Raw genomic sequence first — 12299 nt, forward strand, 5'->3', positions numbered from 1 at the left:
GGTCACCCTGAGAGAGGGCTGCACGGGACCCGCCCGCTCTGTAGCGTCCTGCCCTGCCTCGCGTCGGACGAGGGAACGGGTGCTCAGGAGACGGATGAACGTGACGCCGGGTCCACGACGACGGCCAGCCGGACCGCATCCGGAGGCCACGGCCGCGGCCGTTCCCGCCCCGCGAGGAACGGAGTCGGGCGCCCTGGCCGGGGTGCCGGCCCAGCGGACCGCGGCCGACGTCTACCGGGTCAGCGAGGAGCAGGTGCACCGCGCCCGGATGGCCGTCGCCCGCAACTCGCTCGACTCCGAGGACTGTCGTGACCTGCTCGACATGCTCGGGCTGATCGGCGAGGCGGGCGAGCCGCCGCCGGTCCGCCGCTGAGTCGAGGGACACGGACCGTCCGGCGCGTCGGCCGCGCGGGGACGGCCCGGGCCCGTTTAGCGTGGTGTGGTCATGGTCGACATCCCCGCTCCGCCCCGCGCGACCGGGTCCGGTGAGCCCCACCGCCCGGCGCCGCGTCAGGCACGCGCCGTGGCGACCCGCGAGACCATCCTCGCCGCCGCGGCCCACGAGTTCGCCGCGGAGGGCTACCACGCCGCCTCCCTGTCGAAGATCCTCGACCGCAGCGGCGTCACCAAGGGCGCGTTGTACTTCCACTTCGCGTCCAAGGAGGCGATGGCGGACGCCGTCGTCGCCGTGATGGAGCGGCGCTTCCCCGAGATCACCGCGGCCTTCGAGAGCCTCGGGCACGACCCGATGACGACGGCGGTCGCGATCGCCATCGGGATCGCGGACGTGTTCGCCGCCGACGTCCACGTGCGCGGCGGCATGCGCGCGGTGGGCGAGGGCGTCCTCGGACCGGAGCGCTTCCGCTGGGCCTACCAGTACTGGGACGACGTGTTCCTCGACCTCCTCGGCCGGGCCCGCGACGCGGGGCTGCTCCGCGAGGGCGTCGACGCCGAGGACCTCGCGCGCACCGTCGTCGCCCTCGGCAACGGCCACCGGGTGGTCTCCACCGCGACGACGGGGCAGGCCGACCTGCGCGACCGGGCGGTGCGCTCGTGGGAACTGCTGCTCGGGTGCGTCGCCGAACCGGCCTGGTTGGCGCGGTGGGAAGCGGCCGGCGGCATGGCGTCGCTGCCCCTGGGGGACCCGTTGCCGGGGGTGCCTGAGAGCGGTCCGGACCCCGTCCCGTAAGGTTCTCCACGCACCCAACGGAGCGGACCGGTCACCACCGGAGGGGGTAAGGTTCTCGCACCGAGCCCCCATCGTTCAGTGGCCTAGGACTCCGCCCTTTCAAGGCGGCAACGCGGGTTCGAATCCCGTTGGGGGTACGCAGTAGAGTTCTGGTGAACAACAGTTTCACAAGCTAGGCCCAGTGGCGCAGTTGGTTAGCGCGTCGCCCTGTCACGGCGAAGGTCGCGGGTTCGAGTCCCGTCTGGGTCGCACAGTCGAGCTGGTTCCGTCTGAGGGCCTGGCCGACACGGCCAGGTAGCTCAGTCGGTACGAGCGATCGCCTGAAAAGCGATAGGTCGGCGGTTCGACCCCGCCCCTGGCCACCTCAGCCCACCGGACGTGCTTCCGGTGGGCTTTCGTGCGTTCAGGAGCGGTGTGCTGCGCCCTTTCTGCGAGGTCTGCGTCAGGCGGGTCAGGCGGCTCGAATTCCTGCCTCACGTCACCCTCACGGCCCCGCCGGACGGTCCAACCACCCACGACGTTGCTCGGTGTGAGCTGACGAACGCCCGTGGTTGAGGTCGTTCAATCGTGGACAACCCGACGACGAACGATGGCCGGACCCGCAGGGGTCGGGCCCACGTCGCAACGAAGGAAGGTCCACGCCGTGCCGACCACCGTCTCCGCCCTGGTCACCGAAGGCGCCTCGAAGCCGCTCGAGCGCTCGACCATCGAGCGCCGGGACCCGAAGCCGCACGACGTCGTCATCGAGATCGCGTACGCCGGCATCTGCCACTCCGACATCCACCAGGCCCGCGACGAGTGGGGTGGCGCGGAGTTCCCGATGGTGCCCGGCCACGAGATCGCGGGCACCGTCGCCGCCGTCGGTGACGAGGTCACGAAATTCTCCGTGGGCGACCGCGTGGGCGTCGGCTGCTTCGTGGACTCCTGCCGCGAGTGCGACAACTGCAAGGCCGGCGAGGAGCAGTTCTGCACGAAGGGTGAGGTGCAGACCTACAACGCCCGCGAGTACACCGGCGAGCAGACCTTCGGCGGCTACTCGCAGTCGGTCGTCGTCGACGAGAACTACGTGCTGAACATCCCCGAGGGCGTCGAGCTCGACGTCGCCGCGCCGCTGCTGTGCGCCGGGATCACGCTCTACACGCCGCTGACCCACTGGGGTGCCGGCCCCGGCAAGAAGGTCGCCATCATCGGCATGGGCGGCCTCGGCCACGTCGGGGTCAAGATCGCCCACGCGCTCGGCGCCGAGGTCACGGTCCTCTCCCAGACGCTGTCGAAGGAGGAGGACGGCAAGCGGCTCGGGGCCGACCACTATTACGCCACGTCGGACGAGAAGACGTTCGAGACCCTCGACAGCACGTTCGACCTGATCGTCAACACGGTCTCGGCCGACCTCGACCTCGAGAAGTACGTGGCGCTGCTCGCCCTCGACGGCTCGATGGTCAACGTCGGCATCCCGTCGAACCCGGGCTCGATCCACGCGTTCTCGCTGGCCAACGGCCGTCGCAGCCTCGCCGGCTCGAAGATCGGCGGCATCCGCGACACCCAGAAGATGCTCGACTTCTGCGCCGAGCACCACATCGGCGCCGAGATCGAGACGATCACGGTGGACGACGTCAACCAGGCCTACGACCGCGTCGTCGACTCGGACGTCCGGTACCGGTTCGTCATCGACATCGCGTCCTTCGAGAAGTAGTTCCCGACGGCGGGTCGTCCCCCGGCTCGTCGTGACGGTCCCGGCCCGTCGCCGCTCCCGGCGACGGGCCGTCGCCGTGACCGGGGGCGGACGTCAGAACTCGACGCCGCTGCTCTGCGCCATCGGGACGTCGGGCCTCCGCCCGGGCGACCCCACCGGGAGCCACCGCGCGTCCCCGTCGGGACGTGCGGCCCCGTCCGAGGCCGTCGCGGCCGGGCCGGAGCCCAGCGCGGGGCGGTAGCAGCGGTCGAGCCCCACGGCGTCGAGGTGGCAGAGGAACCACGACACCATGACGGCGTCGACGGCGTCGGCCTCCACCGGGAGCTCGGCGGTCCAGTGCAGGGCGTCGGCGTCGGCCCGCACCCGCCACGCGCGGCCCCAGCGGTCGAGGAGGGTCCGGCGGCCGGGGACGGCGTGGAGCCGCTGGCGCAGCCGCAGCTCGCCGAGGGGGACGTGGAGGGTCCAGTCCACGAGGTCACCGCGGCGTTCGCCCCGGGCCGTGGCGAGGATGTCGCCACCGTCCTCGACGAGGCGCAGCGCGAGGCCGTCGATCGTCCCCTGGTCGGTGCGGGCAAGGACGCTCTCCTCCAGCGAGAGGGTGCGCCCGCCCTGCACCACCACCCGCCGATCGCGTCGGAGGTGGGTCTCCGCGACGCCGCCGCCCGCCAGCCGGACGGTGCCGGCCTCCTCGGGGTCGGGCAGCACGAACTCGACGCGGACGCCGCCCGCGTAGCGGCAGAGCTCGTCGTCGTACCGGTCGTGGCGCTGGGACCAGCCGAGCCGGTAGCCGGGGACCATGCACCCGATAGCGGCCAGCCAGCAGCCGAACCAGACCATGAACGCGAGACTCTGGTCGGCGACGACGAACCCCGCGACGAGCGCCCCGGCGCCCACGACCCCGAAGCCCGCGGCGGCCCACCACCATCGGAGCCAGCCGCGCTCCCGGGACCGGGTCGTGGCGGCGCGTCCCCGGTGGCGGGGGCCGTCACCGGGGACGACGGGGGCGTCGCGGGGAGGGAGGACGTGGTCGGGACGGGTCATGTCTCCAGCGTCGTGGTGACGGTGGGTGCATGACGATCGGCCGAACGAGTGGTCAGACCAGGCCAAGGCTGTGGAACGGCCCGCCGGTGACGAGCTTCAGGTCACCGGGTGCGCCGTGCGCCCGCGCGTAGGCCAGCATCCGGGCGAGGTCACCGACACCGTTCGAGCCGGGTGCGGGCGCCAGGTTCAGCGTCGAGAGCACGCCCACCGCCGTCCCGTCGGCCGCGAGGAACCCGCTCCCGGAGTCCCCGGGCACGCCCGGGGAGACGGTGAGGACCGGGTGGCTCCACCCGTTCCCGGTGTCACCCAGCGCCGCGCCGACCTTCGGGGACAGGGCGGCCACGCCGCCGCGCAGTTCCGAGTTGCCGTAGCTCGCGACCCGCTGGCCGGCGGTGAGCCCGGCGGTGTCCAGGCCGGTCGGGCCGCCGAAGAAGGGCACGGTCGGGGACACCGCTGCGACGTCGGCCGGGTCGATCTCGATCAGCGCGAGGTCGTTGTAGGCGCACGCGTCCGGGTCCTTCTCACCGGCGTGCTGCATGGCGAGCCAGGAGTTGTACGCGAGCTTCCCCGGCTTCGAGGCGCCGCTGATCGCGACCGGCGTCCCGAGGGGGAGCGAGGCCGAGGTGCAGCCGTCGGTCTCGGTCGCCGCGCCGGTGCCGGAGCAGTGCGCGGCCTGCCCGAGGTAGGTCTTCCCGCCGCCGGCGTAGACGAAGTTGGCGGTGCACTGCGCGCCGTCGGTCCGCACCTGGACGCCGGGGTGGATCGACCCGCCGAGCGCGGTGGTCATGTCCGGGAGGGCGACCGGGGCGGGCAGGGGCACGGCGGGCCCGGGCACCGTGACGGCGCTCGGGGCGGCCGGTGGCGCCGGGGACGGGGTCGGGTCGGCCCAGGCGGCCCCGGTCGCGGCCCCGAGGAGCATGGCCGCGCCCGCGAGCACCGTGGTGATTCGTCGTCCCTGCCGCACCTGGCCACCTCACCCGTCCGGTCGATCCCTTTCTCGACACAACGGGCGGGACCCGGAAGGGTGACGGCCGCGCTCAGCGGGTCTGCAGGGCCGCCCAGGTGGTCGCCGCGGCGACCCCGCCGTCGGCGGCGAGCGTCTGCCCGTTGATCCACCGGCTCTCGTTGGACATCAGGAACGCGACGACGGCGGCGATCTCGTCGGCCTCGGCGTCCCGGCCGGCGGCGGTGCGCTGGCGCGCCAGCCGGCGCGGGTCCATCGACCGTTCGACCTCGGGCAGCTGCGGGGTGCGCACGGGACCGGGGGCGACGCCGTTCATCCGGATCCCGTCGGGCCAGGTCAGCGTGGAGGACGCCGTCGTGTAGGCGAGCACGGCCTCCTTCGACAGCTCGTAGACCGGCCGGTCGGGGCGCCGCTCGCGGCACCAGCGCAGGCCGTCCTCGAACGACGTGGTCGCGAGCAGCGGGCGGAGCTCCGCGAGGTGCGCCACCCAGTGCCGGCCCTCCGCGGAGGACACGTTGACCACCGACCCGCCGCGCTGGATGCGGGGGAGCAGCCGCTCGGTGAGGTGGCGCATGCCGAGGAAGTTCACGGCGAGCACGGTCTCGGCGGGCGAGGTGCCCGGCACGCCCGCGACGTTCGCGAGCGCGTCGACGCGGTCGTCGAGGCGGTCGACGGCCGCGTCGATCGACCGCGGGTCGGTGAGATCGCAGCGCACGTGGGCGATCTCGCGGTCGGGCGGCTCGCGCCGGTCGAGGCCGATCACGGAGACCCCGTGCCGGGACAGGAACTGCGCGAGGGCTCGACCCACCCCCGAGGAGGTCCCGGTGACGACGAAGACGGTGCTCATGGCGCCGGTCAGAGTAGACGGCCGCCGCAGGCTCTTCGCAGGGTGATCGCCCGGCGTCCTCCTGGGTGACGTCCGGCGCTTCACCGTGACGTCAGCGGCCGTCGTGGACAGTGATCGGACACGACGGGAGTCCCCATGCTGCTCTTCGGCATCGTCCTCATCGCCCTCGCCGCGGCGGCGATCGTCGCGGCCAACCGCCGGGTCGCCGTGCGCCACGCGATGATCGGTGCCTCGACCTCGGAGGTCGCCGACCTCGCGGTCGAGCAGGAGGCGCTCGTCGACCTCGGCACGGTGGGCGGGTTCTCCCGCGTCGCCGCCGTCGTCGGGTACGCCCACCCCGTCGAGGAGGGGCCGCTCCGGTCGCCCCAGACCGGGACGGAGTGCGTGTGGTGGCGGCGCGTCGTCCGCACCCCGTACGGCCACGAGGGCGGCGGCCAGACGGTGCACGAGGAGGCCTCGGACCGCCCGTTCGTGCTGGTCGAGGAGACCGGCAACATCACGGTCGACCCGCGCCGCACCGTGCCGGTGCAGCCGGAGAAGGTGGCCGAGGTGTCGTCCTTCGATCCCGCGTACGGCGGGCTCGTCCGCGAGGAGTGGGTGCTGCGCCCGGGCGCCGAGGTCTACGTGCACGGCGAGGTCCACGACCGCGAGGGGGCCCTGACGATCGGCGCCCCCGCGGCCGGGGCCTTCGTCGTCTCCACTCGCACACCGACGGCGCTGCGCGAGGACTCACTGTTGCTGCAGCGCCGCTGGGCGTGGGGTGGGGCGGTCTCCGGCGCGGCAGGTCTGGCGCTCGTCGTCGCCGCACTCGTGACCTGACCCCATTCGGCCCAACTGTGTTGCGCTGAGTGACCAATAACCGGCACGCTCGGGTCACATGGAGAGCGTGCACGACGATCTCGGCCTCGAATCGTCACCGTCCGTACCCGGTGGTGGTCCGGCGTCGCGCTGGCGGGTGCAACGGTTCCCCAGCCTCGTGTTCCGGGTCTGGCTGCTGCTCCTCGTCGTCGCCCTCGGGGTGCTCGGCGCCGTGATCCTCGCCTGGGTGCGCACCGGGATCAGCGACACCGGGATCGGGATCGTCGTCGCCCTCACCATCACGCTGCCGCTCCTGCTCGCCGGCACCGGTGTCGCCGTCGGCGCCGCGAACGACAGCCGGGTCGACGACGACCTGCGCGTCTACGGACTCGGGATCCGCTCGGTCCTGGACACCGGCGGGGCCGACCAGTCGTTCACGTTCGACACGCGGCCGTCCGGGGCGGTGTCGCGCGAGGACCGCCACGAGGGGCGGGCCGTCGTCGTCGGGGGCGAGGAGCGGTGGCTCGTGGAGCGGGGCGAGCGGGTCGAGCTCCACGACGGCCGGGAGGTCGTCGCGACGGCGTCGCCCCGGAAGCACGGGCCGTGGCGGGACTGGGAGATCGACGTCGACGGGCGGCTGCTGCGCCTGCGGACCCGGGTCGCCCGGCACCCCCCGCGCCGCACCCTGCTCGACGACCTCGGTCGGGCCTGGCGGGCGGACGTGACGCGGCGCCGGGTCACAGCCCGGCTCCCCGAGGAGCTCTCGCCGGTCGGCGCCGCCTTCGTCCTCGCCGTGCTGGCCGGCATCCGCGACACCGTCGAGGAGGTCCCCGGGGGCACCGACGGTGGGACCGACCTCACCGACCTCACCGACCTCACCGACCTCGTCGACGACGTCTGGACCTGGTCCGACTGAGCCTAGGCTGGTTCCCGTGCCCCGCCCCGTGATCCTCACCGTGGACGACGACCCGGGCGTCTCCCGTGCCGTGGCCCGCGACCTGCGCCGCGAGTACGGCGAGCACCACCGCATCGTCCGCGCGGACTCCGGGGAGACCGCCCTGGAGGCACTGCGCGAGATCGCGCTGCGCGGCGAGCAGGTCGCGGTGATCCTCGCCGACCAGCGGATGCCGCGGATGAGCGGCGTCGAGTTCCTCGAGCGGGCCATGGATCTCTTCCCGCGGGCCCGCCGGGTGCTGCTCACCGCCTACGCCGACACCGACGCCGCCATCACCGCGATCAACGTCGTCGACCTCGACCACTACCTGCTCAAGCCCTGGGACCCGCCCGAGGAGAAGCTCTACCCCGTCGTCGACCAGCTGCTCGAGGCGTGGCGGCGCGCGCCGGACCGGCCCAGCACCGACACCCGCGTCGTCGGGCACCGCTGGTCGGCGCGCTCCTACGAGCTGCGCGACCTGCTCGCCCGCAACCAGGTGCCGTTCCGCTTCCACCTCGCCGACGACCCCGAGGGGGCCCGGCTGCTGGAGGCGGCCGGGTGCGGCGCCGAGCGGCTGCCCGTCGTCGTCACCGGTGACGGCCGGGCGCTGGTGGAGCCCACCGACGCCGAGGTCGCCGAGCAGGTCGGGCTCTCCACCCACGCGACCGCGGAGCTCTACGACCTCGCGGTCGTCGGCGGCGGCCCGGGCGGCCTGGGCGCCGCGGTCTACGGCGGGTCCGAGGGCCTGCGCACCGTGCTCGTGGAGTCCCTGGCGACCGGAGGACAGGCCGGCACCTCGAGCCGGATCGAGAACTACCTCGGCTTCCCCGACGGCGTCTCGGGCTCCCAGCTCACCGACCGGGCCCGGCGGCAGGCCGTCAAGTTCGGGGTCGAGGTCCTGACGACGAGGACGGTCACCGGCCTCGGTGTCCGCGGCGGGGTCCGGGTGCTGACGTTCGACGACGGGTCGGAGATCGCCGCGCACGCGGTGGTGCTCGCCACCGGCGTCTCGTACCGCACGCTCGACGACGTGCCGGGGTTGACGGAGTTCGCCGGCGAGGGCGTGTTCTACGGCGCCGCGACCACCGAGGCGCCGTCGTGCGCCGACGAGGTGGTCTACGTCGTCGGCGGCGCCAACTCCGCCGGTCAGGCCGCCATGAACTTCTCGCGCTACGCCCGTCGCGTGGTGATGCTCGTGCGCGGGGAGTCGCTGGCCTCGTCGATGTCGCACTACCTCATCGAGCAGATCGAGGGCGTCGCGCACATCGAGGTGCGGACGTGCACCGAGGTCGTCGCCGCCGAGGGCGAGGGGCACCTCGAGAAGCTGACGCTGCGGGACCGGAGCGACGGCACCGAGGAGGTGGTCGACGCGCAGTGGCTGTTCGTCTTCATCGGCGCCCAGCCGCGCACCGACTGGCTCGACGGAACCGTCGACCGCGACGGCCGTGGCTTCGTGCTCACCGGACCGGACCTGGACCGGTCCGGAGCGGGAAGCAGCGACGTGCGCGAGCCGTTGCACCTGGAGACCTCCCTGCCCGGGGTGTTCGCCGTCGGCGACGTCCGGGGCGGGTCGGTGAAGCGCGTGGCCTCCGCCGTCGGCGAGGGCGCGATGGCGGTGAGCCTGGTGCACCGCTGGTTGGAGAACCGATGAGAACCGAACTCGAGCCCGCCTCGCTGCAACGGCTCTTCCTCTTCGAGTCCCTCGACGAGGGCCAGCTGGCCTGGATCGCGGAGCACGCCGACGTCGTCGACTCGGCGGCCGGCGAGGACGTGTGCCGCGAGGGCGACCCGGCCCGCTGCTTCTGGGTGCTCTGCGACGGCGAGATCGCCGTGATCCGCACCGTGCGCGGCGACGAGGTCGAGGTCAGCCGCAGCGCCCGGCCCGGCACCTACGGCGGCGCCACGGAGGCGTACGTCGCGGACGAGGACCTCCGCTACAAGCACACGCTGCGGGCCTGCGCGGCGTCGCGGTTCCTGGCGCTCCCGGCCCGGGAGTGGGGCGCGAAGCTCCGGGAGTGGTTCCCGCTGGCAATGCACCTGGTGGAGGGGCTCGCCGTCGGGATGCAGCGCTCGAGCACGGCGATCGGCGAGCGGGAGCGGCTGCTCGCGCTCGGCTCCCTGTCCGCCGGGCTGACCCACGAGCTGAACAACCCGGCCGCGGCCGCCATCCGCGCGACCGAGTCGCTCCGCGACCGCGTGGCCGGGATGCGGCACAAGCTCGCCATGCTCGCCTCCGGGAAGCTCGACGGCGATGTCGTCGCCCAGCTCGTGGAGCTGCAGGAGGAGGCCGTGCTCGGCGTGGCCACCGCCCCCGAGCTCACCGCGATGCAGACCTCGGACGCCGAGGACGAGCTCGGGGACTGGCTCGACGAGCACGAGGTCGGCGGGGCGTGGGACCTCGCCGCCGTGCTGGTGGCCGGCGGCCTCGACGTCGAGTGGCTCGGCAAGGTGGAGCGCACGGTGCCCGACGGCACGCTCGGTGCGGCCGTCCGCTGGATCGCGTACGCGGTCGAGACCGAGACGCTCATGGGCGAGATCACCGACGCCACCGCCCGGATCGGCACGCTGGTCAACGCCGCGCGGCAGTACTCGCAGCTCGACCGGGCGCCCTACCAGGCCTCCGACCTGCGGGTCCTGCTGAAGTCCACGCTCACGATGCTCTCGCGCAAGCTCGAGGGCATCACCCTGGTCAAGGAGTTCGACCCCGACCTGCCGCAGGTGCCCTGCTACCCGGCGGAGCTGAACCAGGTCTGGACGAACATCATCGACAACGCGTGCTCGGCGATGGACGGCAGCGGGACGCTGACGATCCGCACCCGCCGCGAGTCCGACACGGCCGTCGTCGAGATCGCCGACACCGGGCCCGGAATCCCGGCCGAGGTCCGGCCGCGCATCTTCGAGCCGTTCTTCACGACGAAGGACGTCGGCGAGGGCACCGGCCTCGGCCTCGACATCTCGTGGCGCATCGTCGTCTCCAAGCACCACGGCGACATCCGCGTGCACACCTCGTCCGCGGGCACGACCTTCGAGATCCGGCTGCCACTGTCCGGTTGACCGCCTCCCGGGCTACGTCGACCAGTCCTACCGCGACGCCGTGCCGGAGGTGCCCCACGTCGGGAGGTCTGCTGCCTGCACCTGACCCGGTTCGTGCAGATCCTGCTCGACCGCAAGGACCGCATGCCGAGGAGGGAGCGCCCCCCGACCGCCGTGGGGCAGCACGGCGGCCGAGGGACGCAGAACCCCGTGCGGCCGGGCGCGGTCGGTCGCACGGGGCGTTCGAGGGCGGTTGCGGATGACCGGTCGTCCCCATCATCACGCCGGGCGCCTGCGTCGCCGAAGCACTAACGCCGGGAGTTCCGCGGACGATGCGGCTTCTTCGGTACCCGTCCGGTCGGTTCGCACCCCGGGCCGCAGCGGTTCATCCGGTCGTGTCGGGGCACAATCGACGGGTGTGAGCAGTGTGGCGCGGGCGTCGGACCCGACGGACGAGATCCCGATCACGGACGGTGGCTCCGGGGCCGGCTTCGCCGGTCTGACCGGGCTCGCCGACGAGGAGGGCAAGCGCCGGCGGCTGGTGCGGATGAAGGTCGTGGCCACCGGCTTCCTGCTCGGCGCCGCGATCGTGTGGATCGTGTTCCTCACCTGGGAGCGCCACGGCGGCCCGGCCTTCACCGGCTACGTCCGGGCGGCCGCCGAGGCCGGCATGGTCGGCGCCTTCGCCGACTGGTTCGCCGTCACCGCGCTCTTCCGGCACCCGCTGGGCCTGAAGATCCCGCACACCGCGATCATCCCGCGCAAGAAGGACCAGCTCGGCGAGAGCCTGTCGGACTTCGTGGGCGAGAACTTCCTGTCGGTGCCCGTGGTGAGCGACAAGCTGCGCTCTGCGCGGATCGCCAACCGCGTCGGTGCGTGGCTCTCGCGGCGCGAGAACGCCGAGCGGGTCACCGCCGAGGCGGCGACGGTGGTTCGCGGTGCCGTGGCGGTGCTGCGGGACGACGAGGTCCAGGCCGTCATCGAGCAGACCGTCACCCGCCGCGTGGTCGCCCAGCAGTGGGGTCCGCCGATGGGGAAGCTCCTCGAGGGCATCCTCGACGACGGGTCGCACCGCCGGGTCGTCGACCTCATCTGCGACCGGGCCTACGACTGGGTGCGGGTCAACCACGACACCGTCATGGCGCTGGTGAGCAAGCAGGCCCCGAGCTGGTCGCCCCGCTTCGTGGACGGCCTCATCGGCGACCGGCTCTACGCCGAGGCCCTCTCGTTCGCCTGGGCGGTGAAGTCCGACCAGGACCACCCGCTGCGCAAGGCCATCGACCGCTTCCTCACGAGCTTCGCAGGCGACCTGCAGCACGAGCCCGAGACCATCGAGCGGGTCGAGTCGATCAAGGCCCAGCTGCTCGCCCACCCCGACGTCCAGGGCCTGCTCAGCCGTGCCTGGGCGACCGGCAAGGCGATGATCCTCGACGCCGCGGAGGACCCGTCGAGCGAGCTGCGGCTCCGCGTGACCGACGGCGTCACCCGTTTCGGCGAGCGCATGGTGCTCGACGAGGGCCTGCGCGAGAAGATCGACAGCTGGGTCGTCGACGCCGCGGCCTACGTGGTCACCCGCTACGCCCCGGAGATCACCGCGCTGATCTCCGACACGGTCAAGCGCTGGGACGGCCCGGAGACCTCCCGGAAGATCGAGCTGCAGGTCGGCCGCGACCTCCAGTTCATCCGCATCAACGGCACGGTGGTCGGCGCCCTGGCCGGACTGATCATCTACACGCTGGGCGAGCTGGTCGTCGGGTAGGTGCGCTGCGCGCCCGTGAGTACTTTCCCGTGCTCCGGCAC

At 73.1% G+C, this 12299-nt stretch carries 11 protein-coding genes and 3 tRNA genes; 11 read left to right on the forward strand and 3 right to left on the reverse strand.

All coding sequences use genetic code 11. The features are described from left to right. The first annotated feature begins 94 nt into the window (after nt 1-94). The 6 genes from A3CO_RS40185 (at nt 95) to A3CO_RS0102890 (ending at nt 2882) form a co-directional block, all read left to right on the forward strand. A complete protein-coding gene (locus tag A3CO_RS40185) occupies nt 95-373 on the forward strand; it encodes a hypothetical protein (RefSeq protein ID WP_342663140.1) in 279 nt (92 codons plus the stop codon). 72 nt (nt 374-445) lie between these two features. Continuing rightward, on the forward strand, nt 446-1189 hold the full coding sequence (locus A3CO_RS38905; RefSeq protein WP_018330726.1) for a ScbR family autoregulator-binding transcription factor: 744 nt from the start codon (nt 446-448) through the stop codon (nt 1187-1189). A 64-nt stretch (nt 1190-1253) separates the two neighbouring features. Further along, a tRNA-Glu gene (locus A3CO_RS0102875) sits at nt 1254-1326 on the forward strand. 38 nt (nt 1327-1364) lie between these two features. Next, nucleotides 1365-1438 (forward strand) — tRNA-Asp (locus tag A3CO_RS0102880). A 39-nt stretch (nt 1439-1477) separates the two neighbouring features. Continuing rightward, nucleotides 1478-1551: transfer RNA gene (locus A3CO_RS0102885), tRNA-Phe, on the forward strand. Between the two features lie 281 nt (nt 1552-1832). Beyond that, entirely contained in the window at nt 1833-2882 is a 1050-nt protein-coding gene (locus A3CO_RS0102890; protein WP_018330727.1) for an NAD(P)-dependent alcohol dehydrogenase, read from the forward strand. Nucleotides 2883-2975: 93 nt separating this feature from the next. Here the strand turns inward: A3CO_RS0102890 and A3CO_RS0102895 are convergent, their stop codons facing one another. The 3 genes from A3CO_RS0102895 to A3CO_RS0102905 all read right to left on the reverse strand — a co-directional run bounded on the left by A3CO_RS0102895 (nt 2976) and on the right by A3CO_RS0102905 (nt 5734). After that, nucleotides 2976-3923 carry a hypothetical protein gene (locus A3CO_RS0102895; protein ID WP_018330728.1) on the reverse strand — a complete coding sequence of 316 codons (948 nt, stop codon included), beginning with the start codon at nt 3921-3923 and terminating at the stop codon, nt 2976-2978. Between the two features lie 52 nt (nt 3924-3975). Further along, entirely contained in the window at nt 3976-4887 is a 912-nt protein-coding gene (locus A3CO_RS0102900; protein WP_245561410.1) for a serine protease, read from the reverse strand. A 73-nt stretch (nt 4888-4960) separates the two neighbouring features. Then, entirely contained in the window at nt 4961-5734 is a 774-nt protein-coding gene (locus A3CO_RS0102905; RefSeq protein WP_018330730.1) for a coniferyl-alcohol dehydrogenase, read from the reverse strand. Nucleotides 5735-5869: 135 nt separating this feature from the next. On the opposite strand from A3CO_RS0102905, the gene A3CO_RS29780 reads away from it, so the two are divergent. The 5 genes from A3CO_RS29780 to A3CO_RS0102930 all read left to right on the forward strand — a co-directional run bounded on the left by A3CO_RS29780 (nt 5870) and on the right by A3CO_RS0102930 (nt 12258). Further along, nucleotides 5870-6553 carry a GIDE domain-containing protein gene (locus A3CO_RS29780; RefSeq protein ID WP_018330731.1) on the forward strand — a complete coding sequence of 228 codons (684 nt, stop codon included), beginning with the start codon at nt 5870-5872 and terminating at the stop codon, nt 6551-6553. A gap of 58 nt (nt 6554-6611) precedes the next feature. Further along, nucleotides 6612-7448, forward strand: a complete 837-nt coding sequence (locus tag A3CO_RS0102915) for a hypothetical protein (RefSeq protein WP_026204229.1) — start codon at nt 6612-6614, stop codon at nt 7446-7448. Between the two features lie 16 nt (nt 7449-7464). Beyond that, the gene (locus tag A3CO_RS0102920; protein WP_018330733.1) at nt 7465-9117 is read left to right on the forward strand and encodes an NAD(P)/FAD-dependent oxidoreductase; all 1653 of its coding nucleotides are present in this window, start codon (nt 7465-7467) and stop codon (nt 9115-9117) included. Beyond that, entirely contained in the window at nt 9114-10520 is a 1407-nt protein-coding gene (locus A3CO_RS0102925) for an ATP-binding protein (protein ID WP_018330734.1), read from the forward strand. The genes A3CO_RS0102920 and A3CO_RS0102925 overlap by 4 nt, the downstream gene beginning before the upstream one ends. 526 nt (nt 10521-11046) lie before the next feature. Then, nucleotides 11047-12258: a DUF445 domain-containing protein gene (locus A3CO_RS0102930; protein WP_026204230.1), complete on the forward strand. Its 1212-nt coding sequence runs from the start codon at nt 11047-11049 to the stop codon at nt 12256-12258. The last annotated feature ends 41 nt before the right edge of the window (nt 12259-12299 follow it).

This window comes from Actinomycetospora chiangmaiensis DSM 45062 (genome assembly GCF_000379625.1).
Taxonomy (GTDB): Bacteria; Actinomycetota; Actinomycetes; order Mycobacteriales; family Pseudonocardiaceae; genus Actinomycetospora; species Actinomycetospora chiangmaiensis.

Bases quoted from the DNA above. Each gene is read 5' to 3' on its own strand.
- A3CO_RS40185 (WP_342663140.1), top strand. From the start codon at position 95: ATGAACGTGACGCCGGGTCCACGACGACGGCCAGCCGGACCGCATCCG.
- A3CO_RS38905 (WP_018330726.1), top strand. From the start codon at position 446: ATGGTCGACATCCCCGCTCCGCCCCGCGCGACCGGGTCCGGTGAGCCC.
- A3CO_RS0102895 (WP_018330728.1), bottom strand. From the start codon at position 3,923: ATGACCCGTCCCGACCACGTCCTCCCTCCCCGCGACGCCCCCGTCGTC.
- A3CO_RS0102905 (WP_018330730.1), bottom strand. From the start codon at position 5,734: ATGAGCACCGTCTTCGTCGTCACCGGGACCTCCTCGGGGGTGGGTCGA.
- A3CO_RS29780 (WP_018330731.1), top strand. From the start codon at position 5,870: ATGCTGCTCTTCGGCATCGTCCTCATCGCCCTCGCCGCGGCGGCGATC.
- A3CO_RS0102915 (WP_026204229.1), top strand. From the start codon at position 6,612: ATGGAGAGCGTGCACGACGATCTCGGCCTCGAATCGTCACCGTCCGTA.
- A3CO_RS0102925 (WP_018330734.1), top strand. From the start codon at position 9,114: ATGAGAACCGAACTCGAGCCCGCCTCGCTGCAACGGCTCTTCCTCTTC.
- A3CO_RS0102930 (WP_026204230.1), top strand. From the start codon at position 11,047: ATGAAGGTCGTGGCCACCGGCTTCCTGCTCGGCGCCGCGATCGTGTGG.